Origin of the sequence: Pseudomonas sp. BF-R-19 (assembly GCF_019956445.1) — a bacterium.
GTDB lineage: Bacteria > Pseudomonadota > Gammaproteobacteria > Pseudomonadales > Pseudomonadaceae > Aquipseudomonas > Aquipseudomonas fluorescens_BH.
Genome location: NZ_JAHBDN010000103.1, coordinates 202536 through 225272, shown reverse-complemented (window position 1 = coordinate 225272; position 22737 = coordinate 202536). Strand labels below are relative to the sequence as shown.

Below are 22737 nucleotides of genomic sequence, written 5' to 3'. Positions count from 1 at the left end.
GCACCAGGTCGCCGGGGGTCAACAAGGCGTTGGTCACCACCTTGTTCGACGCCGAGGTGCCGTTGAGCACGAAGTAGGTCTTGTCCGCGTTGAACACCTGCGCGGCGTGCTTCTGCGCCAGCAGCGCCGGGCCTTCGTGGATCAGCAGGTCACCGAGCTTGACGTCGGCGTTGCACATGTCGGCGCGAAACAGCGTCTCGCCGAAGAAGTCGAAAAACTGCCGGCCCGCCGGATGCTTGCGAAAGAACTGGCCGCCCTGGTGGCCGGGGCAGGCAAAGGTCGCGTTGGCCGCCTCGGTGTAGTGCTTGAGCGAATCGAAGAACGGCGGCAGCAGGCTTGCTTCGTAGGCCTTGGCGGCGGTCTCCAGTTGGTTGCCGTGGTATTCGGCATTATTGCTGGATAAGTCGAAGACACCATTGACCTGCAAGATGACATCCTGCAGTTGCTTGTAGATTGCCAGGGAGCGATTGCTGCGACCCTGAGAGGCCACCAGGAAGATCGGGATGTCGAAGCCGGTGCGCTTGATGGCATCCAGCACCCCGGCGGCCAAGTCGTCAACGCAGAGCACGGCGACGGCGACATCGGTAAAGTCCGTCTGGTCGAACCGGACGATTTCACGGGTATTACGAAAACAATCCCGGACCGCATCGCTGGCAGCGATTTTCAAAGCGTTCATATCCAGAATCTCTCGGTCTGCTTGACGTTGAAGTTCCTGGGACGAACTTCTTCAGAGGCATCATGTCCCGGGTCCGGAGCGATTGCCCTATTGGGTATAGTCCATTTTTACAATTTGTTACCCCTTGCCGAAATTTTATCGGTGAATGAAACACCCCATCGGTTGCCGCCAACCTTTGGGGTGCTGCTTATCCAGCCATCAGGTGCGCCCTGCGGAACCTGTAACGGGCAGGTTCCCAAGCAGCTTGAGCCCGGTGCTCTTCACGAACGACTCATAGTCCATCGGCTTCTCGATTCGGGTTTCTGCGTTAGGCAGCACGTAGGCCCAGGCACGTTTGGACGATGCGTCGTACACCAGCTTGAACAGGCGCGTCGGCACCCAGACCTGGTTGTCGCCGATGGTCGAGTGGCCTGGGTCAAAGAGCGGGCCGGTAAAGACAAACACGTTGCCATCGGCGCGCTTGGCAAACTTGCGGACATCAGACTCGACCTTGCTCCAGATCTTCCGGTTATTGGTCGGGTCCTGCGGCACCATGTTCGACAATGCAAAGGATTGGGCCATTGCCTTGGGGTTCGGTGCATCGGCTGCCGGGGATTGATGACCACGGTCCACGGCCGGGTGCTGGCTGCGGTAGTCGCTCAACTCGGCGCGCCCACTCTTGGGAATGCGTGGGTCCGGGTAGAACTGGTTGGTGCGCTCTTCCCCTTTGGCATCCTGCAACAGGGCCGCATTCAGGCGTTCGACCACCACCAGCGGGGTCTTGCTGGTTTGCGAGTACAGCACCGCGAAGTTGTCGGAACACAGCGCCAGAGGTTTCATCGATGCGGGCACTGTGGCCGTGTTGATCGGTTTCGCTGCCGGGAACAGATCGGCGCAGCCGTCAAACGAAGCCTGTTTCTGTTTGCTTGAATAGAGGTCCAGGGCCGCGTTCTGGCTGATCGAGCCCGAGCGGGACGCTTGTTCGTGTTGCGCGGTGGGTGGCTTGAGGATGTCCAGCAGACTGCGGGCTTGCGCCCCGGTCGAGAGCAAAACAAGGGCCGACAGCCCAACTGCAATTTTGCGTAGGTACATGGGTTAAATCTTCGAAAGGAATTGAGGGATAAACGTACGGCGAGGCCCGATTCACGGAATCGGGTGGAGGGCGTTGCTAATTATGTGGCGGCGATCATGCTTTCGCTGTCCTTGATCAAGTTACCGATGAGGGGCCGGTCGGTTCGACCGCTGAGGGTCGTGCGGGGTGTATGGACCATGACAAGCCCCGTTAGTGCTGGGCAGCGTACAGATTCTATTGATCAGTGCTCGTCGAGGAAGCGGTCGGTAGCGTTTGGTCGCGCAGTTCGGTTTGGGCCAGACTGCCAATTCGTCTCAACTCCGACCAAGCTCCTGAATCAATCGTTGTTGACCTGGAGTTCATGCAAAATAAACCCAAGTGACTCCGGGGCTGCGCGATGACTTTTTTCCGAGCGTTGTTCATCCCATGGCATAGCGTCATCGGTGCAGAAATCTCCAACACACTCCATGCTCAGCTCGACATCGAGAAGCCCAAGCGGAATCCAGAAGTAAGGCGTCTCGCGAAGAGGATTAGGCACGGTCGAGCCACATCGTGAGCAAAAGTCATTTCTGTATCCACTGGGTTTGCGCCAACTCGTGATCGCGCCCTGCCCTTCTTCCCATCGAAAATCGCAAGCCTTGACCAGCGTGGCGAGATTATGACCAACCCCGGTTTGCTTGCGGCATAGGGTGCAATGGCAGCGATAAAAGAATCGTGGTTCAACCTCCAGGGAAAAACGTACAGCTCCGCAAAGACATTGTCCTGATGTCATGTGTCTCTCCATTGAAGAACGATTCACCGGTTTATGTACCGGTTCGAGTGCAGGTATCGGAAAAGCGATGGCTGTCATGGTACTGGCCTTTCATTGCCATGGATAATGCTGGGCTCAGCAGTCATATTGTTGTGACGCGGCTGGCGGGGCGATCGCAGGGCTATCAATGCCGGTGGTGGATGACTTATCCAGCACCCCTCGATACCCTTTCGCCCCCGGGTGCCTGACGGCAATTCAGGCCAAACCACACTTCATCCAGACGAACCAAAAATGAAATCCTCCGCAGGTTTGCTGTTGTCAGGTATCGAGCTGGACCGTGCCAGTTCCATCCCCTTGTACCGCCAACTCTACTTGCAGATTCGCAAACAGATTCTCAGTGGCAGGATTCAGGGAGGCGTACGCCTGCCGTCCACCCGGACCCTGAGCAAGGAACTGCAGCTGTCGCGAATCAGCATTCTCAATGCGTTCGATCAACTGATTGCCGAAGGTTTTCTGACGTCGCGGACCGGGGCCGGGACCTATGTCGGCCATGAGTGGGAAAGCCGCGGTATTGAAGACGATGAGCACAAGCGCCAGCCCCCTCGCCTGTCCGACCTGAGCCAGTCCATGCTGTCGTTGCGCAGCGATCATTTCCGCGGTGTTTCCTATGCCGACTGGGCGACCGGCAGCCCGACCTCGTTCCTGCCCAGCCACAGCGCCTACGATGCGTTCCCGCAATCGGTCTGGAAGCGCCTGTTGAACCGCCACCTGCACAAGCCGACCAAGGCCATGCTCGGCTATGGCGAACTACAGGGATTGCTGGCCCTGCGCGAGGCGATTGCCGAGTACGTCTTCGATGCCCGTGGCATTGATTGCAGTGCCGATCAGGTGGTCATCGTGTCCGGGGCCCAGCAAGCCTTCAACCTGCTGGGAATGCTGTTGCTCAATCCGCAGGACAGCTTCTGGATGGAAGATCCGGGGCATATCGCGGCGCGCATTGCGCTCCAGGCCCAAGGTGGCCGGGTCGTGCCGTTGCGTATCGACGAACAGGGGATCGATGTCCGGCAAGGCCTGGCCCTTTGTCCCGACGCCCGCCTGGTGTTTACCACACCTTCTCGTCAGCATCCCTTGGGCGTCACCATGAGTTATGCGCGACGCCAGGAACTCATCGATTGGGCCGCCCAGAATCAAAGCTGGATCATCGAGGATGACTGCGACAGCGAGTTTCGCTACAACGGCCGCCCCCTGCCGGCAGTCTATGCCATGGACCAATGGGCCCGGGTCATCTACGCCGGAACCTTCAGCAAGGTGCTGTTCCCCTCGCTACGACTGGGTTACGTGATACTGCCGAACGCCTTGATCGAACCCTTCTGCACCCTGCGGGCGGTCATGGATCGCAGCCCGCCCACACTGCTCCAGGCCGTCACGGCGGACTTCATGCGCGAAGGCCACTTTCTCGGCCATATTCGTCGAATGCGCGCCCTGTACCAGGCTCGCCAGCAGGCACTGGTGGAACACCTGCAGAAACGCCTGGGGACTTTCTTCAGGATCACGCCGGTGGAAGCCGGCATGCACCTGATCGCCTGGTTACCCGCGCATCTCGATGACGACGCCCTGGCCAGGGAACTCGGCCAGCATGGCATTCATACCTATCCCCTGAGCGACTACAGCGTCGAACACGTCTTGCCGCCGGCGCTGCTGATCGGCTTTGCCAGCACCCCCGAGGACCAGGCCGAAGCGCGCGTCGAAGCGCTGGCCCAGGCCCTGGACAAAATGGGCTACCTGCAACCGGCCACTTGACGCAAGGCAAGTGGTCTTATGAATTAACTGATAATGGATCTATCGAGAGTTCCTGACTGGCGCGATAAAGGCTGCGCCGGTAGACCCGGTGTCTGAACCAGGAACGACTCGAATGAACAATAAGATCCAGGAACGATTCAACGCCTTGCTCAGCCATAAGGCTGTCGAGGCCGAGGCTCCCCCCCTACTGAACGAGGCACTGGCCCGCCAGTTGCTCGACCGACTGGCGCAACTGCGCCTGTTTGCCCATGCCTACCCCTTGCTGACCAACCTGACCCACGGCCGCGTCACACCTGGCGACCTGTTGGACTTCGCCTATCGCCACGAACTGCAGGGCCTGAGCCTGCACCTGCTCGACGGTGAGGAAAACAGCCTGAGTCAAATGACAGCCGCGCAGCTTCAGGCGTTCGCTGCCAAGGCCGATGCACTCGGGTTGGACGTGCATCTGGAAATCAGCAGCACCCTGAAAAAGGATGTCGATCAAGTGATCGCCATTGCCAAGGCGCTGGGCACCCGCAACATCCGTGTCTACTCACGCTACGAAGGGGCGCTGTCCCGGGTCATGGACATAATCGAGTCAGACCTGCACTACCTCGCGCAGCAGGCAGACGAGCACGACCTGTTCTTCGACTTCGAGCAGCATGAAGAGCTCAAGAGCGGCGAGATCGCGCAACTGCTGAGCCGGCTGAACCACCCTCGCCTGCACGCCCTGTTCGACTTCGGCAACATGATCAACGCCTGCGAACAGCCCCTGGCGGCACTGCGCGCCCTGGCCCCGCACATACGCCAGACCCACCTCAAGGGTGTGCGCATCGTGCCTGAGCAAAACGGCTTCGGGCATTACGGCGTGCTGCAAGGCTGTGCCGAAGACGACCTGCCCAGCGCACGCATGTTGTTCGAACTGCTGATGCTCGGCGAATCAACCCCGCAAGTGATCGCTTTCATTCTCGAGCAGGAAAACCACTACGTCGCCCCGGCGTTCCGCCAGCTCGACGAAACCGCCGACCCGTTCATTGCGTACCGGGAAATGAGTGAAACAGCGCTGCCGGAAGGCTTCTCGCTGGAGCGAATGCTGGCCGATGAGCACCGTTGGGCAAACAACCAGGTCGCCTACGTACGCGGTCTGCTGGCCGAGTTCCGCACCCTGGCCGAGTTGACCCTGGCCCATTGTCCTGACGCCTGAACCGGACGTGCCCACCGGCACTGCCTACCCAATTACGCCTGGAGAACAATAATGACATCCCAAGACAAGGCCAAATGGCTCAGATTCCTGATTCTCATCCTCGGTGGCGGCACCATCTACAAGCTGGCGAATCTCAAAGACGCCTTTTATATCCCCATGCAAGAATTCATGGGGCTGTCCCACACTGAAATCGGCGTGCTGCTGAGCGCCAACGCCATCATCGCCACCGCGCTGTTCGTGGTGGGCGGCATGCTCGCCGATCGGTACGACACGCGCAAACTGATCCCCCTCGGCCTGATCGGTACCGGCGGCCTCGGGCTTTACCTTGCGACCTTTCCGCCCTTCAGCAATCTGCTGGTGGTGTTCTGCCTGCTGGCCGTGTGTGCCGACTGCCTCTTTTGGCCTTCGCTGCTCAAAGCCATCCGCAACCTGGGCGACGATAAGGAACAGGGGCGCCTGTTCGGCCTGCTCGAAGGCGGACGCGGCGTCATCGATACCCTGGTTGCCTTCTCTGCGCTGGGCGTCTTCGTCGCCATGGGCTCCGGTGAAAACGGCCTGAAATCGGCGATCCTGTTCTACTCGGTCATCGACATTCTTGCCGGTACCCTGACCTGGCTGCTGCTCAAGAGCGGCAAAACCCAGTCGACCGTCAAGCCGAAGAACGGCTTGTCGAACCTGCTCGAGGCCATCAAGGTGCCGGGCATCTGGCTGGTCAGCCTCAACGTGTTCATGGTCTACATCGTGTACTGCGGCCTGACCTATTTCATTCCCTACCTCAAGGAAATGTACGAACTGCCGGTGGCCCTGGTAGGCGCCTACGGCATCATCAACCAGTACTTCCTCAAGATCCTGGGCGGCCCTGCTGGCGGCTTCATTGCCGACAAGCAGTTCAAGAGTTCCAGCCGCTATCTGAAGTGGGCATTCCTGGCGTTGTTGCCGCTGATGGGCGTCATCATGCTCATCCCGAAAAGCCCGGATTACATCTACGCAGGCATGGCGGCCACCCTCTCCTTCGCGCTGATTGTGTTTTCCATGCGCGGCGTGTTCTGGGCACCCATGGGTGAAGTCGGCATTCCCCAACACATCACCGGTTCAGCCTTTGGGATCGGTTGCCTGATCGGCTATGCGCCGGGCATGTTCGCCTACGTCATCTATGGCGCAATCCTTGACCACTTCCCGGGTCAACAGGGCTACAACTACGTGTTCTCGTTGATGAGCGTATTGGCCATTGTCGGGTTCATGGTGTCCAGCCTGCTGTATCAAGCGGTCCGCAAAAACGCCACGATCACTGGCAAGGTCAGCGCAGCGCAAGCCTGAACATAGGCGGGTGTATGCGGTGCGGCGGTAACCGAGTCCTCTCGGTTACCGCCGCATTGGCACCGCCATCAAAATGCGAAATCGGCCTCGTCCATGGCCATCAGGCAATGGGCACCGCCCCGCAGGCTTTCGCGATGGCCACTGGCACGAGGCAGCACCCGACGCCAGTAAAAATCCGCTGCTTGCAGCTTGGCCCGATAGAACCCAGGTTCGTCAGTACCCGCATCCAGCGCGGTTTGGGCACGCACAGCCGCCTGCAACCACAGCCCGCCCACCAGCACGTAAGCGCTGTACGCCAGGAAGTCCACCGACATGGCGCCGACCTCCTGCACATCGCGCCGACACGCTTCGACCACCTCGGCACCCAGTTCACGCCACTCGGCGAGACGCTGCTGCATGGCCTCGGCCATTTCCCTCAGCGCTGCTTGCGAGCCGGCCGCGTCGACATGCACGGCCAGTTCATCGATCAAGGCGCCCAATTCCGTGGCGCCATCGCCCAGCACCTTGCGCCGAAGCAGATCCAGCGCCTGGATGCCGTTGGTCCCCTCGTATAGCTGGGTGATGCGGCTGTCACGCATCAACTGCTCCATGCCCCACTCGCGGATGTAACCGTGGCCGCCGTACAACTGAACGCCCAGGCTGGCGACTTCCTGGCCGACGTCGGTGAAGAAGGCCTTGACGATCGGAATCAGCAGCGCCGCCCGACGACTCGCCCTCTGGCGAGCCTCGGGTTGCGGGTCGCCGTGTTCGAGGTCCAGTTGCAGGGCGGTGTAGGCCGCGAGCAGGCGGCAGCCTTCGCTCAAGGTTTTTTGCGTCAGCAGCATGCGCCGGACATCGGGGTGCACGATGATCGGATCGGCACTCTTGTCCGGCGCCACCGGGCCGCTGATGGCCCGCGATTGCAGGCGCTCACGGGCATAAGCGAGACCACCCTGGAAGGCAGCCTCGGCGATGCCCAGTCCCTGCAGTCCGACCTGGAAGCGTGCATCGTTCATCATGGTGAACATGCACGCCAGCCCCTGATTCGGTTCACCGAGCAACCAGCCTTGTGCGTCGTCGAAGTTCATCACGCAGGTGGAAGCGCCCTTGATGCCCATCTTGTGTTCCAGTGCGCCACAGCTCAGCGAATTGCGCGGCCCCGGTGTTCCATCGGCCGCGGCAATGAACTTGGGCACCAGGAACAGGCTGATGCCCTTCACCCCGGCCGGCGCATCCGGCAAACGGGCAAGGACCAGGTGAATGATGTTGGCGGTCAGGTCATGCTCGCCGCCGCTGATGAAGATCTTGCTGCCGCTGACCTGATAACTGCCGTCGGCTTGAGGCTGGGCACGGGTGCGCAGCAGGGCAAGGTCGGTACCGGCCTGGGGCTCGGTGAGGCACATGGTGCCGGACCATTCACCACTGACCATTTTTTCCAGATAAGCCTGTTTGAGCGCCTCGCTGCCATGCCGATGCAGAGCCAGCACCGCGCCTTCGGTGAGGCCGGAATAAATGCGAAAGGACAATGAGGCAGCCATCAGCATTTCGTGGAAACTGGCCGAAATCAGCTGCGGGAAACCCTGGCCGGCGAACTCCAGCGGCCCGGTCATGCTCGCCCAGCCGTTATCGACGTACTGCCGGTAGGCGTCGCGAAACCCCTGGGGCGTAGTGACGTGGCCGTCGATCAGCTGACAACCCTGCTCGTCACTGTTGCGGTTCAGCGGCGCGACCACTTCGCCGGCGAAGCGGGCGGCTTCTTCGAGGACGCCGTCGATGGTTTCCCGGTCCAGCCCCTTGTCCAACCGCTCACAATGGCCGCTGACATCGAACAGTTCGTGCAGCACAAAACGCATGTCGCGCAGGGGAGCTTGATACTTCATGGCGGGCCTCATGGGTTGGCAGAGTGGAAAAGATTGCCGTCACCCTAAGCAGGCGCCTACTATTTTTGAAATTTCATTTTCATATGCCTGGTATTTGTAATTTGAATTTAAAAAGCTTCGATCTGAATTTGCTCCGGGTGCTCGATATGCTGCTGCGCGAACAGAACGTGTCGCGGGCGGCCGAGCGCCTGGCCCTCAGCCAGCCCACCGTCAGCAATGCCCTGGCCCGCCTGCGTTCACTGTTCGACGACCCCTTGCTGGTGCGCGTTGGCCGTCACATGCAACCCACCTCCCGGGCGCTGGCGCTGGAGGGACCGATTCGCGCGGCCTTGCAACAGATCGAACAGACACTCGATGCCGGGGAAACCTTCGACCCCCGCCTGAGCCAGCAGCAGGTGCGCATCGCCCTGACCGACTTTGTCGAACAGCTGTGCATGCCGCCCTTGCTCGCGCGCCTGGGAGAACTGGCGCCAAACCTGCGCATCGACGTTGCTCACCTCGCCCCCAGCCTTCCTGCCGAGTTGCTGGACCGGGGCGAACTGGACATGGTCCTGGGACGCTTCGAAGAAGTGCCGGCGCGTTTCACCCGCCGGGCGTGGCACAGCGAAACCCTGCGCCTGGCGGTGCGCAAGCAGCATCCGCTGGCACACGACCCACTCACGCTGGATGACTTTCTGGGGCTGCGCCATCTCTGGGTGAGTGGCGGCCAGTCGCGCGGCATGGTCGACCAATGGCTGGGCAAGCAAGGCCTGTCGCGGAAAATCGTCTACACCACGCCCAACTACCTGCAGGCGGCCCACCTGGTCGCCCATTCAGACTTGAGCGTCGTCCTGCCGACCCAGTTGGCCAATCAATGCGCGCAGCTGTTACCGCTGCAGGTGTTCGAACTGCCCTTCGACGTCGGCTCGTTCCACCTCGAACTGGTGTATCTGGCGCAACGCCAACATGAGCCGGCGCTGGCGTGGCTGATCGAGCAAATCCTGGCGGTGCGGCCGGCTTGAACGGACGCCAGGGGTTTGCCGAAGTGATTTTTCGGTTGCGCCAGACAACACCGGGAACTACGTCAAAAACGACGAATTTCCAAGGTAGCGCGTAGCCCTCCAGGGTTTCGGTTCTCCAGTATGATCCGCCCACCAAAGCGATCGGCAATGGCCTTGACGATGGTCAGCCCCAACCCTGCACCCTGGTCATTTCCGCGGCTGTAGAAACGCTCGAAAAGCCGATCGCGATCCTGCTCATTGATGCCCGGCCCCTCATCCTCGACAGACAGTTCGTAGCCATTTTCCTTTTCGACCAGCCTTACAGTGATGACTCCGTGCCGGGGGGAGAAATTCGCCGCATTGGTCACCAGGTTGTTCAAGGCAATATCAATCGAGGTTGGGTCGACTCTCGCAACGCTGATGTCGTCGCTGACATCAAAAACCAGTTCAAGCCCCTTGCTCAGCAACCAGGGCGTCAACTGAACCAGGCTGCCGCGAACGGTGCTCGCCAGATCAATTGGTGCAGGCGGTTCAGTCCCTGCTCCAGGTTCAATACGAGCCATCGTCAGCAATTGATTGACCAGTCGGCTGGTACGGTCCACGCCGGCAATCAGGAATTCGAGCGATGCGCGACGATCCTCTTCACTCCCCGCCTCCATCAGGTTTTGCGCGTGGATCCTGAGCACGGCCAGTGGTGTTCGCATTTCGTGGGCGGCGTCGGCGATAAAGCGTCGCTCGCGCCCCATGACTTCCTGAATTTGCGCGAGCATGCGATTGAGGGCGGCCTGCATGGGCTCAAGCTCAGTGGGTAGCGGCGTCAATTGCAAGGGTTCGAGTGAGCCGGGCTTGCGGGCCCGCAGCGTTGCGGCCATATTGACCAGCGGTTTCAAGCCCCAGCCGATGGCCAGCCAGATCATGGCGGCCAGCAACAGACTCCCCAGGATATTGGGCCACAGCGTGTGGCGTACGATCCGGTCCACCAGGTCCATTCGCACGTCGTCCCGCTCACCCACCCAGATGCGCAGGTTGTTCTGCTTGTCTTCAAGCAGGAAGGCGCGCCAATGCCGGTTGTTCAGGTCGACTACATCGCTGAAACCCGGTTTGACCGCAGGTGTGCTGAAGGACGGAGAACTGGCCGTATGTACCAGCACTTCGTTCCTGGCGTTCCAGACCTGAAACGCAATCTTCGTTTCATACGGATGCCCTTCGGCCCCGGGTGTCGCCTCGTTCAGGGCCTGGTTGAAAGCCTTGTACAGATCCGCATGGTCCTTGCTCACCATGGGCATTCGCATGACGCCTTGCAGCAGGCGAGCGTTCTGGGCCAGATGGGCATCATAGACTTCGGCGATTTCGTGGTTGCTGTCGTGCAGATTGAACACACTGATCACGGCCAGTCCGGCGAGCATCAGGCCGATGATCAGGACCAGGGTACGACGCCGGATCGAGCTCATCGACGCTCCTCCACCAGGTAACCGATACCACGGACGGTGCGGATCAGATCGGTGGAGAATTTCTTGCGCAGGTGATGGATGTGCACTTCCAGGGTGTTGCTTTCGGCCTCCTCGTTCCAGCCGTACAGCAACTGCATCAGATGATCGCGAGTCATTACCCGTCCCGGTGGCGAAAGCAGTTCATGGAGCAACTGGTATTCCTTGGGTGTCAGGGCCACCGGCTCGCCTTTGTAACTGACTTGCTGGGTGCCGGGGTTCAGGCTGATACCGGCGTGCTCGATCAGCGATTGTCCACGCCCGGCGCTGCGCCGAAGCAACGCACGTATGCGCGCCTTCAATTCTGCCAGGTCGAAAGGCTTGATCAGGTAGTCATCGGCGCCGGCATCCAGGCCGGCGATGCGGTCTTCGGTGGCATCGCGCGCGGTCAGGATCAACACCGGCAGGTTGGAACCACTGTCGCGCAAACGCCTCAGCACTTCGATACCGTCCATGCGTGGCAGGCCAAGGTCGAGCACCGCCAGATCGAAGATTTCACTGAGCAGCGAGTGCAAGGCGCTGGTGCCGTCCTGCAACCAGTCGACGGTATAACCTTCACGGCCGAGGGCCTGATGAATGCCCTCGCCGAGTGCCACGTCATCCTCTATGAGTAATAAACGCACAGGGTCTCCTGTCAGCCGAGTTTCTTGTTCACGTCCACCAACAGCGTCTCGATCTCCTTGCGGCGCCCGGCATCAGCGCTCTCGCGGCCAGGTCGAGGCGCAGCCAGCAAGGCTTTTTGCAGCGCTGCCCTGGCTTCGACATAACGCTTCTGACGGTAGAGGTGATCGCCCCAGAAGTACAGGCTATCAATGCCGTTGGGGTTCATTTGCAATGCCAGCTTGAGCAACTGCTCGGCCTTGTCCGAATCGCCGAAACCGATGGGCCAACCCGGTACGCGGTCATAGAGTGCCCCCAGGCTGGTATAGGCTGAACCTTGCAGGGCCTTGGGGTCCAGCGTAAGGGCTTTTTCCAGGTCGGTTTTGGCATCCTTGACCTTGCTCAGCGCACCCAGCCCTCCCTGGGCGCCTGCCCAGCTACTGGTGACAATGCCAGACCAGATCCAGGCCTCAGCCACCGTTTGGCGTTCCTGCTTGAAGCTCGAAGCCTGAGCGGCCAGTTTTTCAAAAGCCGCGGTTCGTTGTCCCTCGGGCAACTCGTACTGAATGTGCGCCCAGCTTTGCTGGATACCGTTGAGGCGCTGCTGGTCGACGGCATCCAGCGCCCAGACACTCTGGCTCAATGCGCCAAGCAGCAGGCAAGCGATGATCTTGTTCATGGTTCGAGATTCTCCTGGTCGGGTTTCTGGCTCAGGCGGCGGATCAGTGGCAATTGTTTGCGTAAACCACGGTCCACCAGATGGGGCAGGAGGCTGTTCAGGCGTACAAAAAAACGTTCAGGCCAGCCCAGGTACAAGTCGCGACGTTCACCGGCAATGGCGTGAATTACCGCAGCCGCCACGGTTTGCGGATCGTCGACATTGGTCTTGAGCGCATCGTTCAGCGCCTGGGCTGCCGGGCTGTTCATGCCGGTACGGGTCGCTCGCGGGGCGACGTAAAGCACGCTGACCCGGGTGTCCGCCAGCTCCCGGCGCAAGGCTTCAGAGAACCCGCGCAGGGCGAACTTGGTGGCGCAGTAACTGGCGTAGCCGGGGTAGCCAATGGAGCCATAGGTCGAACCGACGTTCACCACCATGGCACTGTCGGCTTGCTTGAGCAGAGGCAACATCAGTTTTGTCAGGCACATCGGCGCACTGATGTTCACCGCGAGCATCGAATTGATCTCGCTGTCGTCCAGTTGTTCGAGCATGGCGAAATGGTTGACCCCGGCGGCATTGATCAGCAGGTTGATGCCGCCGATGCCCTGGGCCCGCGCCAGCACCTCGCGGCGGTCGGAGAGCAACGTCAGGTCTGCACGGACCCAACACAGGTTGCGGGGATAAAGCTCCAGCAGCGGCACCAAGGGTTCCCGATGCCGAGCCACGGCCAGCACCTGGGCACCACTGGCACACAGTGCGGTGGCGATGGCCAGGCCGATGCCGCCGCTGGCACCGGTCAACACGACGCGAGCTTCAGACAGGCGCATGCAGGTTCTCCCCGTTACGCGGCAAGCCACGAAACATATCGGCGTAGAGCCGGTACACCACTTTGGAGGCATGAATGACGGCGGCCTGGTCGCCCGGGTCTTCAAGGCTGTTCATCAATCGACGGTAGGTCTGCATATGTTCGATATCCAGTGAGCCGTGGGAACTGAGGTAGCTGAAGGCGCTTTCCGGCAAGTCCAGGCGCTGGCGAATACTGCCGGCGGCGTGGGTGGCCAAGGCGATGCTCGTGCCTTCGAGTACGTTGACCATGCCGAACAGCCCCACCGGATTGTCCCTGGCAATCAGGTCGTAGAGGAAGCTGACCATCAACTCGATAGGCAATGACGGGCGCCCGTCCCGTACAGCGTCCCTGTCACCGCCGCAGGCTTGAATGTCATCGAGTACCCATTGTTCGTGGCCGTATTCCTCCTCGATGTATTCACATACCGCTTCGCGCAGCCATTCCAGGCGCAATGGCAGGCGCGCACCGCAGGCCATCATCAACGGCACGGTATGGCGCACGTGGTAATAGGCCTGTGCCAGAAACTCCCGGTAACTTTCCAGGCTGACGTCGCCCTGCAGCGCATCACGGATGATCGGCAGGTTGAACAGCTCATTGCGTTCTTGCTCAGTGGCTTGTTGCAGCGTGTCAAAAAAACTCATGGTGCGGATTCCTCGGAGAATGCAGATTCGCTCAATTGCCCTCGGTAGCGTTCGACGATGGCGTCACGGCGGGGTCGGCCATTGGCGGTGAGCAAGCCGTTGGTGGCAGTGAAGGGTTGGTCGAGCCGGCTCCAGTGATGGACCTGGGCGTACTCGGGCAAAGACTCGTTGGCCTGGGACACGGCAGCGGCCAGTTGTTCGTCGGTGCAGTCCGGGCGGTGGGGCCAGAGCAGCGCATGGTTGTGAGGCATGGCCTCGCCATAGACAAAGGCCTGGGCGACAGGCCCGCGCTGGGTCAATTCGGCTTCCACCCACTCGGGGTTTACGTTGCGTCCGAAACTGGTGACGAACTGATGTTTCTTGCGTCCCTTGAGGTAGAGAAAACCCTCGGCGTCGAACTCGCCGAGATCGCCGCTGGGCCACCACTGGGCGGTGTGCGGCGCCTCTCCCAGATAGCCCAGCAAGGTTGAACCCTTGATCAGCACTTCGCCGTCGTCCGCCAGGCGAATCTCCACATGGGGCAATGGCCGTCCGACACTGCCGGGGCGCCGTGCTTGCGGGCGATTGAGGCACACTACCGACGCGCACTCGGACAGCCCGTAACCTTCATAGACGGGTATGCGCACCCGTTGAGCGCGATGCAGTAGATCTTCGCTGACCCGGGCACCGCCCACGGCGGTAAAACGCAGGTGCTGTGGGTCGAAAGCCTGCTGCTCGGCCGCACTGACCAGCATCAGCAACAACTGCGGCACCAGAATCAGGCTCTGGGGCGACCGGCTGGCCAGGCATCCCAATAGCTGAGGCACATCCAAACCGCTGGCGCCTTGAATCCCCAGGGTTTTCTGGCTGGGCAGGCTCAAGGTAGCGCCGGCATACAGCGCGGCGTAACAACCGATGTTCTCCAGCAAAATGGCCAGCGGCAGCAGCGCCAGGTGGTGTTGCGGGGCGGTGGGCTGGCTGGCCAGGTCCAGCTCGCGAGCGACCCGCAGAATGCTCTCGGCACTCAAGCACACGCCCTTGGGTGTGCCTGTGGTACCCGAGGTGAAGGTCAACTTGGCGGTGCCTTCAGGCATCCGGTTCGGGCCACTGAAGGTGCGATGCCAGAACTCGCCGCACTTCTGATACCCGGTCGCTAGCAGCTCGTCGTGCAGTTGCGGCTCCGCAATGACGTGTTCGGCCTGGCTTTGCTCCAGGCAGTGCTTGCGTTGCGCCGGACTGAAAAAAGGCGGCAAGGCTACGCAGGTCAAACCCTCGAACAGCGCGGCCAGGTCCCACAACATGGCTTCGACGCCATTGTCCAGCGCCAGGGCGACCACCCTGACCCGCTCATCGCGCAGGCGCTGCTGGCGATAAATGACCTCGGCATACAGCGTGGCGTAGTCCAGCTTCAGATGATCGCCCCACAAGGCAATGGCGTTGGTTTTTTGCTCAACGTGATGACGCAGGGTCTGTTTGAAACGCTCTATTTCAGGCGACATGGCAGGCCCCTTCAATAGAGGTTGGCAAGCCCAGGCGACTGAACAGGCCAATGTTGCGCAAATGAATGAATCCGGAGCGGATATTGCCAACATGAACCCACGGTTTGCTTTCGTAGTAACTGCCCCAAGCGTGGCGGTCCTCGCCCAGACGCGCCGGGTCGGCAGCACACAGGGTCACGGGCTTCAAGCCAAGGCGATGAAAGCTATTGACCAGCCCCAGGTTCCCGGTGAAGGCAACCCATTCCAGCCCCCCCATGGCCAGCAGGTAAGTCATCGCGATAATGCTCATCCGTGCGCTGCCGGTGTCGCCGGCAGCCAGGTTGCCTACCTCGACGATGTCTGAGCGGCCTACGGTGTGGTCAGCCGCGGCACTGATCAGCGGATCGATCGCCTCGTCCAGGTAACCTTCCAGGAACAGTGGCCCGGCGCTCGCCAGACGTACCCCGACCACCGCACAAAGCGCGCCGGACGCATCGCTCATGCCAAACAGCTCCGGCATGAAATGGCGAATATCGGCACCGTGGGCCTTACGAAAACGTTGCTGGATAAAGGCTTCGAAGGCGCTCCGTTGCGGAGCGTCCGGCAAGGCCCTGACGAGATACATCTGCTGTGTTTCGGCCAGGCCAAAGTGCAGCGGCAACTGAACGTTCCAGTTGAAATCGGACATTGAAAAACATCTCCCCGGATCAATTGGGGAGAAGTATCAAAGGCATTTCTTAACGAAGTCTGAAGGTGACAAAACAGATTGTCGCCTTGCGTGTCAGTCCGTCATGACATGTCATGACCTCCTTCAGAAACGGACTTTGCCCAACAAATACGGCGCTTAAAGGACGAGTGGTCGAGAGGCGTCAAGCGTGGGGAATTACCGGGAGTTTATAGCCACTACAGGCTTTTCAGGCGGGCACGTTCGTCGCGGTAAAGTGAACTTCACTTCCTCAACGTGTCACATTAGGTCCTTGTCAAGCGAACTACAGAAGAGGTACAGCCTTATGAGCATGGCCACAATTGTAAGTGCGGTGATTTCCAGTCTCGCACCCAGTGTCTTCGACCAGAACAGCCTGCAAGAACCCGGCGCGCATGTCTCAGCCGTCGATTACCACTACGGGATGGACATCGATGTGAAACAGGTGCTGCAGCGCACCGATACATCCGACAAGACCGGCGTGGTACCGGTGACTGTGGTCTACCTGGACAGCCAGGGCGAGGTTCACAAGATCCGTTTCCTCGAATGGGGTGGAAGTGCCGCCGACCCCACCAGCATTGCCTGATCCGCTCGCCGAATGGGTTCCAGGCCAAGCCTGCGCGCTGCAGGCCGGAACCCCCGACTGGTTGGCCACGAGATACTCGTGGCGCGGATAGTCCGGGAGCAAGCCTGAAGACGCCGCAACGCGCGGCATTCATCCGGACTACAACGTGTAGGAAACACCGACCTGCACCGTTCTTGGTGCCCCTGGATAGGCGTAGACGTTGCCGAATGCGCCCTCCTCAAAATTTTCGTCCGTCAGGTTCTTCACATCCAGGTTGAGCCGGATCCTGTCGTTCACCTTGTAGTAGCTCAGCAGGTCGACCACGGTGTAGCTGCCCATCGAAAACGCCGTGTTGGCCGTCTGCCCTGCACGCTCATCGACGTACTTGAGCCCGGTGCCAAGCCCCAGTCCCTTGAGCGCGCCATCCTGGAACTCGTAGACGTTGAGCAGGCTGAAGCTGTTCTGCGCAATGTTCATCAGCCGGGTGCCGGACTTGATGACGTTGTCCTTGGTCACTTCGGCATCGACATAGGCGTAGCCGCCAATCACCCGCCATTGCGGGGTCAGGTTGCCGGCGATGTTCAGGTCGAAACCACGGCTGCGCACCTCGCCTGCCGCCACGCTGAACGTGGAGTCCACAGGATCGGTGGTGAGTACGTTGCGCTTTTCGATCTGGTAGATCGCCGCGTCGACACTCAATTGACTGTCCAGCGCTTCCCACTTGATACCCAGCTCATAGGATTTGCCCTTTTCCGGTTCGAAACCACCGCCCTGGCGACTGGCACCGGTATTGGGCTTGAACGAGCGAGCCGTATCGGCATAGATCGCCACGGTGTCGGTGAGGTCATAGGTCACGCCAACGCGCGGGGTCACCGCATTGTCGCTGGCCTCCCAGCTTTTGCCGCCCGGTACGTAGGTTTGGTAGTCATGTTCGAAGCGCTCGAAACGGGCCCCGGCCAAGAGTTTCAAACGCTCGGTCAAGGCCACTTGATCCTGGACGAAAGCGGCGTAGGTCTTGAGGTTTTCCTTGTCATTGGTCGGGGTGCGGGTCAAGGCTGGACGCGGCTGACCATACACCGGGTCGAAGATATCGATCGGGTAGGCACTCACAGCGCCGCTGGAGCGCTGAATGATCGACTTGTAGTCGTAATTCTCGTACTCGACACCGGTCAACAAGGTGTGATCGAAACCGCCTGCGGTGAAATGTCCGGTGAGATTGAGTTGGGTGTCCTTGTCCGTCCACTCCAGCTTGCGGTAATTGAAGTTACGGCCCAGGGTGCGCCCGTCCGCGGCCACACCGTTGGCTTCGACTGCATTCCCCTCGAGGGTGCCGTCGAGCCATTGGAATCCGCCGCCCAACGTCCAGTCATCGCTCAGCAGATGCTCGAACCGCAGCTGCGCCATGTTGTTGTCGTTGTGCAGTTTGCCAACGTCTTTTTCGCCGAAGAAGGTGTCGCGCGAGGCCGTGCCGATCTGGTTTGGAAAGCGCGTCAGGCCGCGGTCGAGCGGGTGATTGTTGCGCATGAAGTCGCCTTCGAAAATCACCTTGGTGTCGTCGGTGGCCTGCCAGGACAGCACCGGCGTCACGCCGTAACGTTCGGTTTCGACATGATCGCGGAAGGTATCACCGCCCTCACCCACCACGTTCAGGCGATAGGCCAGGCGGCCCTCTTCGTCCAACGGGCCGGAGGCGTCCAGCGTGCCACGCTTCATGCCCTGGTCGTCGAGTTGGCTACCCAGGGTCACAGTGGGCACGGCCAGGGGTTGTTTGGAGATGACGTTGAAGGTGCCACCCGGATCGCCTCGGCCATAGAGCATGGTCGCCGGCCCTCGCAGTACTTCCAGTCGCTCGATGGTGTTGGCATCGGGCATGTTCGGATAGCCACGGTTGATCGGGAACCCGTTGCGATAAAACTCCCCGGTGGTAAAGCCACGCACGGTAAAGGTGGTCAGGCCCTGGCCACCGAAATTGTTGGCCCGCCCCACACCACCGGCGTAATCGAGGGCGTCCTGCAAACGGGTGGCACTGATGTCCTCGACCACATCCCTGGTGACCACACTGATGGACTGTGGCGTTTCGTGGATCGAAGTGTCGGTGCGCGTGGCGCTGGCCGAGCGCGTCGCGCGATAGCCGTCAACCGGCCCCAGGGCGGTTTCAAAGTCTGCTGTGCCAACGATGTCAGTCGCTTGCAACTCCAGACTGGATTTATCGGTAGTTGCCTGCTCCGCCCAAGCGGAAGCGGAGAACGCCTGAAGCACGCAGATAGACACCAGAGTACGACGCATCTAGGAAACCTTGTGAAAATAGCCAAATGGGACGGCATACATGCCAATAAATCGCGGCGCATGGTATACCGCATCACCATGTTTTGATACGTATTCTCATTTGAATTTTCTGAATGTGACCTGGCTCATTTCAAATCGCCGATGGTTCAAGCCTCCCCTGTCGAAGCCGCCGGCATAACAATAAAGGGCCCCGAAGGGCCCTTTAAACTCAGGACATCAGCCCCCGGATACTTACACTCGTGAAGCTTGGTCAAGGCCGGGCAGCAAGGGACTGCTCGTTGCCGATGAATGGGTATGAACCACCTCCGCCCGCACCGCCTCGGGCTTTTGCTCCTCGACCTCACCATTGAGTGCCTTGTGCATCTTGTCGGTGTCCAGCGCCCCGACCCATTTGGCGATCGCCATGGTGCCCACGCCATTGCCGATGGTATTGGTGATGGCCCGCGCCTCCGACATGAACCGGTCGACGCCCAGCAGCAACACCATGCCCGCCACCGGTATGGTGCCCAGGGAAGACAAGGTGGCGGCCAGAATGATGAACCCGGAGCCGGTGACACCGGCCGAGCCTTTGGAGGTGAACATCAGTACCGCCAGCACGATCAGTTGATCGGTCAGGGTCAGCGGCGTGTTGGTAGCCTGGGCAATGAATATCGCGGCAATGGTGTAGTAGATCGCTTGCCCGTCCGGGTTGAAGGTCAGGCCGGAGGGAATGATCATCCCGGCAACGGGCTTGGACACCCCGGCCTTCTCCATTTTGGAAATCATCTGTGGCAGCACCGACTCCGAAGAACTGGTACCCAGCACGGTGAACAACTCTTCCTTGATGAACTTCAAGAACTTCCACAGGCTGAATCCGCTGTAGCGGCAGATCGGGCCGAGGACGAAGATCACGAACACGGCGCAGGTCAGATAGACGCAAGCCATCAACTTGCCCAGAGAGAACAGCGAGCCGAAGCCATACTTGCCGATCGTGAAGGCGATGGCACCAAATGCGCCAATCGGTGCCAGGCGCATGACCATGTTGACGATGCGGAACATACCCTGCATCAGGCTATCGAGCGTATCGACGAATGCCTTGCCCCGTGGCCCTACATGCGCCAGGGCGATGCCCAACAGAATGGAAAACAGCAGGATCTGCAGCACATTGCCCTTGGCGAAGGCATCCACGATGGTGTCAGGGATGATGTTCATGACGAAGTCCATGAACGATGCATGTTTCACGGCCGTGGTGTAGGTGGCCAGGCTGGAGGTGTCGAGGGTGGCGACATCGATGTTCATGCCGGCACCGGGTTTGAACACATCGACCACCACCAATCCGACCACCAGCGCCAGGGTCGAGACCACCTCGAAATAGAGCAAGGCCCGAAAGCCCACACGCCCCAGTTCCTTCATGTTTTCCATGCGGGCAATCCCTGTGACCACGGTCAGGAAGATCACCGGAGCGAGGAGCATCTTGATCAATTTGATGAAGGCATCGCCCAAGGGTTTGAGCGCAGCGCCGGTTTCGGGAACGAACACGCCGACGATGGCGCCGAGGATCACGGCGATCAGCACTTGCACATAGAGTTTGCCGAATATTCTTTTCATGACAGGGCCCTGATTTTTTATTGTTGTCAGGAAATGCCAAGGAGTCAGATCAACTGATCCGCCCCTCGGCGTTGTGCCGCAGTACTGCCTGGAAGCGCTGGAAAAATCAGCGGTTGATCAACGCGATGACCGCATCCGTGATCTGGCGTGTGGTGGCGGTACCGCCAAGATCCGGGGTATGCAAACCACTTTCGGTCACCGCTTCGATCGCGGACATCAACTGTTTGGCGCAGGCGTGTTCGCCGAGATGCTCGAGCATCATTGCAGCCGTCCAGAACGTCGCGATCGGGTTGGCCACACCTTTGCCGGTGATGTCGAACGCCGAGCCGTGGATCGGTTCGAACATCGACGGGAATTGGCGTGACGGGTTGAGGTTGGCGGTCGGTGCGATGCCCAGGCTGCCGGACAGTGCCGCGGCCAGGTCAGACAGGATGTCGGCGTGCAGGTTGGTGGCGACGATCACATCCAGCGTCGACGGCTTGAGCACCATGCGCGTAGTCACCGCATCGACCAGTTCCTTGTCGATCCTGACGTCCGGGAAATCCTTGGCCACTTCGTAGAAAATCTCGTCCCACAGCACCATGCCATGACGCTGGGCGTTGGACTTGGTGACCATGGTCAGGTGCTTGCGCGGACGACTGCGTGCCAGTTCGAAAGCGAAACGGTGAATGCGCTCGACGCCAGCACGGGTGAATACCGAGACTTCGGTGGCGACCTCTTCCGGCAGGCCACGGTGTACACGACCACCATTGCCGGAGTACTCACCTTCGGAGTTTTCCCGCACCACCACCCAGTCAATTTGATCGCCATTGTGCAGCGGGCTCTTCACCCCCGGCAGTACCCGGGCAGGTCGTACGTTGGCGTATTGATCGAAGCCCTGGCAGATCGGCAGGCGCAAACCCCAGAGTGAAATGTGATCCGGCACGTTCAGCGCACCCACTGCACCGAAGAAGATGGCATCGAAGGTTTTCAGTTCTTCCAGGCCACCTTCGGGAATGTAGTAGCCGTTTTTCAGGTAGTTATCCGAGTTCCAGTCGAAGTGTTTGAAATCCAGCTGGAAGCCGGACTTTTTCGACAGGGCTTGCAGCACCTCGACGCCAGCGGCAATCACTTCGACACCGATGCCATCACCTGGAACCGCTGCAATCTTGTATGCGTTCATGCTCAACTCCACTCTCGTAAGTTTCTTGTTGTGCCTGTCGAACGGGCTGTTCAATCAGGGTGTGAGCGGAGTATATGTAGTGAACAAATAGGTGTGAGTTACTCATAATCACTACATAAATAACTTTGAGTTACGAATGAGCCAGACCTTGGATTTGTCGTTTTTCTACCTCTTGGCCAATAAAGGCAGTCTCGCCGCGACCGCACGGGAACTGGGTATCACGCCGCCGGCGGTCAGCAAGCGTCTCACCGCACTGGAAGCTCGATTGGGCATCCGCCTGGTCAATCGCACCACGCGCTCCATGAGTCTGACCTCGGAAGGTGAACTGCTGTTTTCCCACGCCGCCCGTATCCTGACGCAGATCGATGAGGTCGAGCAGTTGATCCACAGCCGTCGGGCCACACCCAAAGGCCTGATTCGGGTCAACGCGTCGCTGGGTTTCGGTCGCCGATACATCGGCCCTGCCCTGGGTGCATTCTTCGCCCAGTACCCAGAGGTGGAGGTGCAGCTGGAAATCAGCGATCACCCCCTGGACCTGACGACCCATGGGTTTGACCTGGGCATACGCTTCGGTACCCTGCCGGACGCCGCCTTCCATGCACGCAAGATCGCGTCCAATCGCCGTCTTCTATGCGCCTCGCCGCTGTACCTGGAAAAGCATGGTGTGCCGCAACGCCTGTCGGACCTGCAGCAACACAACTGCATCTTTCTCAGGCAAAACGAAACGCCCTACGGTGTGTGGAGTTTCACCAACGGTGGGCGCACGCAAAACATCAAGGTCCGTGGCGCACTGGGCTGCAATGACGGCGAGGTGGCCCTGAATTGGGCGCTGGAAGGCTACGGCATACTGTTGCGGGCCGAATGGGACATTGCCCGATACGTGCGCAGCGGCCGCTTGCGATTAGTGCTGGAAGACCAGACCCCGACCCGCGCCGATGTTTATGCGGTGTACCCGCAACAGTTGCACCTGTCAGCCCGTGTACGCAGCCTGATCGATTTCCTGGTCGAGCGTTTCAGGCACATTGACCACCTGGATGAAACGGCAGGCCTGCACGACTGAACAGCCTGGGCTCGCAGCCGCTTCGGCCAACAGCGGGCACCGATGAAGTTGGGGTGAATGACAGCAG

20 protein-coding genes are annotated in these 22737 nt (G+C 60.0%); 6 read left to right on the top strand and 14 right to left on the bottom strand.

Going from position 1 to position 22737, the window contains the following annotated elements; all coding sequences use genetic code 11:
* From KGB28_RS28675 to KGB28_RS28665, 3 genes are all read right to left on the bottom strand, one after another.
* Positions 1-676, bottom strand: a 676-nt coding sequence (locus KGB28_RS28675) for an Orn/Lys/Arg decarboxylase N-terminal domain-containing protein (RefSeq protein WP_317853324.1), incomplete at its 3' end; no start/stop codon positions are given.
* A gap of 198 nt (positions 677-874) precedes the next feature.
* Positions 875-1747 carry a DNA/RNA non-specific endonuclease gene (locus KGB28_RS28670; protein WP_223448884.1) on the bottom strand — a complete coding sequence of 291 codons (873 nt, stop codon included), beginning with the start codon at positions 1745-1747 and terminating at the stop codon, positions 875-877.
* Between the two features lie 317 nt (positions 1748-2064).
* Positions 2065-2499, bottom strand: coding sequence for a GFA family protein (locus KGB28_RS28665; RefSeq protein WP_223448892.1), 435 nt, complete (start codon positions 2497-2499; stop codon positions 2065-2067).
* 270 nt (positions 2500-2769) lie between these two features.
* On the opposite strand from KGB28_RS28665, the gene KGB28_RS28660 reads away from it, so the two are divergent.
* From KGB28_RS28660 to KGB28_RS28650, 3 genes are all read left to right on the top strand, one after another.
* Positions 2770-4278, top strand: coding sequence for a PLP-dependent aminotransferase family protein (locus KGB28_RS28660; protein ID WP_223448883.1), 1509 nt, complete (start codon positions 2770-2772; stop codon positions 4276-4278).
* Positions 4279-4390: 112 nt separating this feature from the next.
* On the top strand, positions 4391-5461 hold the full coding sequence (locus KGB28_RS28655; RefSeq protein WP_223448882.1) for a sugar phosphate isomerase/epimerase family protein: 1071 nt from the start codon (positions 4391-4393) through the stop codon (positions 5459-5461).
* A 51-nt stretch (positions 5462-5512) separates the two neighbouring features.
* Positions 5513-6778, top strand: coding sequence for an MFS transporter (locus KGB28_RS28650; protein ID WP_056724954.1), 1266 nt, complete (start codon positions 5513-5515; stop codon positions 6776-6778).
* A gap of 68 nt (positions 6779-6846) precedes the next feature.
* Here the strand turns inward: KGB28_RS28650 and KGB28_RS28645 are convergent, their stop codons facing one another.
* Positions 6847-8637, bottom strand: a complete 1791-nt coding sequence (locus tag KGB28_RS28645; protein WP_223448881.1) for an acyl-CoA dehydrogenase C-terminal domain-containing protein — start codon at positions 8635-8637, stop codon at positions 6847-6849.
* A gap of 83 nt (positions 8638-8720) precedes the next feature.
* Between KGB28_RS28645 and KGB28_RS28640 the strand changes: the two genes are divergently transcribed.
* Complete coding sequence (locus KGB28_RS28640; RefSeq protein ID WP_223448880.1) at positions 8721-9638, top strand: LysR family transcriptional regulator; 918 nt, start codon at positions 8721-8723, stop codon at positions 9636-9638.
* Between the two features lie 62 nt (positions 9639-9700).
* Here the strand turns inward: KGB28_RS28640 and KGB28_RS28635 are convergent, their stop codons facing one another.
* Genes KGB28_RS28635 through KGB28_RS28605 form a run of 7 tightly spaced genes read right to left on the bottom strand, consistent with a single transcriptional unit; the run spans position 9701 to position 15995 of the window.
* On the bottom strand, positions 9701-11068 hold the full coding sequence (locus KGB28_RS28635) for a sensor histidine kinase (RefSeq protein WP_223448879.1): 1368 nt from the start codon (positions 11066-11068) through the stop codon (positions 9701-9703).
* Positions 11065-11727 (bottom strand): response regulator, encoded by a 663-nt coding sequence (locus tag KGB28_RS28630; RefSeq protein ID WP_223448878.1) that lies wholly within the window; start codon positions 11725-11727, stop codon positions 11065-11067. Before KGB28_RS28630 ends, KGB28_RS28635 begins: the two co-directional genes overlap by 4 nt.
* Before the next feature lie 11 nt (positions 11728-11738).
* Positions 11739-12383 (bottom strand): tetratricopeptide repeat protein, encoded by a 645-nt coding sequence (locus tag KGB28_RS28625; RefSeq protein WP_223448877.1) that lies wholly within the window; start codon positions 12381-12383, stop codon positions 11739-11741.
* Complete coding sequence (locus KGB28_RS28620; protein WP_223448876.1) at positions 12380-13189, bottom strand: SDR family oxidoreductase; 810 nt, start codon at positions 13187-13189, stop codon at positions 12380-12382. The genes KGB28_RS28625 and KGB28_RS28620 overlap by 4 nt, the downstream gene beginning before the upstream one ends.
* Positions 13176-13850, bottom strand: coding sequence for a TenA family transcriptional regulator (locus KGB28_RS28615; RefSeq protein ID WP_223448875.1), 675 nt, complete (start codon positions 13848-13850; stop codon positions 13176-13178). The genes KGB28_RS28620 and KGB28_RS28615 overlap by 14 nt, the downstream gene beginning before the upstream one ends.
* Positions 13847-15328: an AMP-binding protein gene (locus tag KGB28_RS28610; RefSeq protein WP_223448874.1), complete on the bottom strand. Its 1482-nt coding sequence runs from the start codon at positions 15326-15328 to the stop codon at positions 13847-13849. Before KGB28_RS28610 ends, KGB28_RS28615 begins: the two co-directional genes overlap by 4 nt.
* Complete coding sequence (locus KGB28_RS28605; protein WP_223448873.1) at positions 15318-15995, bottom strand: thermostable hemolysin; 678 nt, start codon at positions 15993-15995, stop codon at positions 15318-15320. Before KGB28_RS28605 ends, KGB28_RS28610 begins: the two co-directional genes overlap by 11 nt.
* A 322-nt stretch (positions 15996-16317) precedes the next feature.
* Between KGB28_RS28605 and KGB28_RS28600 the strand changes: the two genes are divergently transcribed.
* Positions 16318-16596 (top strand): DUF2790 domain-containing protein, encoded by a 279-nt coding sequence (locus tag KGB28_RS28600; protein WP_223448872.1) that lies wholly within the window; start codon positions 16318-16320, stop codon positions 16594-16596.
* A gap of 138 nt (positions 16597-16734) precedes the next feature.
* Here the strand turns inward: KGB28_RS28600 and KGB28_RS28595 are convergent, their stop codons facing one another.
* The 3 genes from KGB28_RS28595 to KGB28_RS28585 all read right to left on the bottom strand — a co-directional run bounded on the left by KGB28_RS28595 (position 16735) and on the right by KGB28_RS28585 (position 21610).
* Entirely contained in the window at positions 16735-18861 is a 2127-nt protein-coding gene (locus KGB28_RS28595; RefSeq protein ID WP_223448871.1) for a TonB-dependent siderophore receptor, read from the bottom strand.
* 231 nt (positions 18862-19092) lie between these two features.
* Complete coding sequence (locus KGB28_RS28590; protein WP_223448870.1) at positions 19093-20448, bottom strand: dicarboxylate/amino acid:cation symporter; 1356 nt, start codon at positions 20446-20448, stop codon at positions 19093-19095.
* Between the two features lie 106 nt (positions 20449-20554).
* Positions 20555-21610 (bottom strand): tartrate dehydrogenase, encoded by a 1056-nt coding sequence (locus tag KGB28_RS28585; protein ID WP_223448869.1) that lies wholly within the window; start codon positions 21608-21610, stop codon positions 20555-20557.
* Between the two features lie 136 nt (positions 21611-21746).
* Between KGB28_RS28585 and KGB28_RS28580 the strand changes: the two genes are divergently transcribed.
* Positions 21747-22670, top strand: coding sequence for a LysR family transcriptional regulator (locus KGB28_RS28580; RefSeq protein WP_223448868.1), 924 nt, complete (start codon positions 21747-21749; stop codon positions 22668-22670).
* Positions 22671-22737 lie beyond the last annotated feature (67 nt).

Bases quoted from the DNA above. Each gene is read 5' to 3' on its own strand.
- KGB28_RS28655 (WP_223448882.1), top strand. From the start codon at position 4,391: ATGAACAATAAGATCCAGGAACGATTCAACGCCTTGCTCAGCCATAAG.
- KGB28_RS28670 (WP_223448884.1), bottom strand. From the start codon at position 1,747: ATGTACCTACGCAAAATTGCAGTTGGGCTGTCGGCCCTTGTTTTGCTC.
- KGB28_RS28660 (WP_223448883.1), top strand. From the start codon at position 2,770: ATGAAATCCTCCGCAGGTTTGCTGTTGTCAGGTATCGAGCTGGACCGT.
- KGB28_RS28600 (WP_223448872.1), top strand. From the start codon at position 16,318: ATGAGCATGGCCACAATTGTAAGTGCGGTGATTTCCAGTCTCGCACCC.
- KGB28_RS28590 (WP_223448870.1), bottom strand. From the start codon at position 20,448: ATGAAAAGAATATTCGGCAAACTCTATGTGCAAGTGCTGATCGCCGTG.
- KGB28_RS28665 (WP_223448892.1), bottom strand. From the start codon at position 2,499: ATGACATCAGGACAATGTCTTTGCGGAGCTGTACGTTTTTCCCTGGAG.
- KGB28_RS28650 (WP_056724954.1), top strand. From the start codon at position 5,513: ATGACATCCCAAGACAAGGCCAAATGGCTCAGATTCCTGATTCTCATC.
- KGB28_RS28645 (WP_223448881.1), bottom strand. From the start codon at position 8,637: ATGAAGTATCAAGCTCCCCTGCGCGACATGCGTTTTGTGCTGCACGAA.
- KGB28_RS28615 (WP_223448875.1), bottom strand. From the start codon at position 13,850: ATGAGTTTTTTTGACACGCTGCAACAAGCCACTGAGCAAGAACGCAAT.
- KGB28_RS28585 (WP_223448869.1), bottom strand. From the start codon at position 21,610: ATGAACGCATACAAGATTGCAGCGGTTCCAGGTGATGGCATCGGTGTC.
- KGB28_RS28605 (WP_223448873.1), bottom strand. From the start codon at position 15,995: ATGTCCGATTTCAACTGGAACGTTCAGTTGCCGCTGCACTTTGGCCTG.
- KGB28_RS28595 (WP_223448871.1), bottom strand. From the start codon at position 18,861: ATGCGTCGTACTCTGGTGTCTATCTGCGTGCTTCAGGCGTTCTCCGCT.
- KGB28_RS28635 (WP_223448879.1), bottom strand. From the start codon at position 11,068: ATGAGCTCGATCCGGCGTCGTACCCTGGTCCTGATCATCGGCCTGATG.
- KGB28_RS28640 (WP_223448880.1), top strand. From the start codon at position 8,721: ATGCCTGGTATTTGTAATTTGAATTTAAAAAGCTTCGATCTGAATTTG.
- KGB28_RS28625 (WP_223448877.1), bottom strand. From the start codon at position 12,383: ATGAACAAGATCATCGCTTGCCTGCTGCTTGGCGCATTGAGCCAGAGT.
- KGB28_RS28580 (WP_223448868.1), top strand. From the start codon at position 21,747: ATGAGCCAGACCTTGGATTTGTCGTTTTTCTACCTCTTGGCCAATAAA.
- KGB28_RS28620 (WP_223448876.1), bottom strand. From the start codon at position 13,189: ATGCGCCTGTCTGAAGCTCGCGTCGTGTTGACCGGTGCCAGCGGCGGC.
- KGB28_RS28610 (WP_223448874.1), bottom strand. From the start codon at position 15,328: ATGTCGCCTGAAATAGAGCGTTTCAAACAGACCCTGCGTCATCACGTT.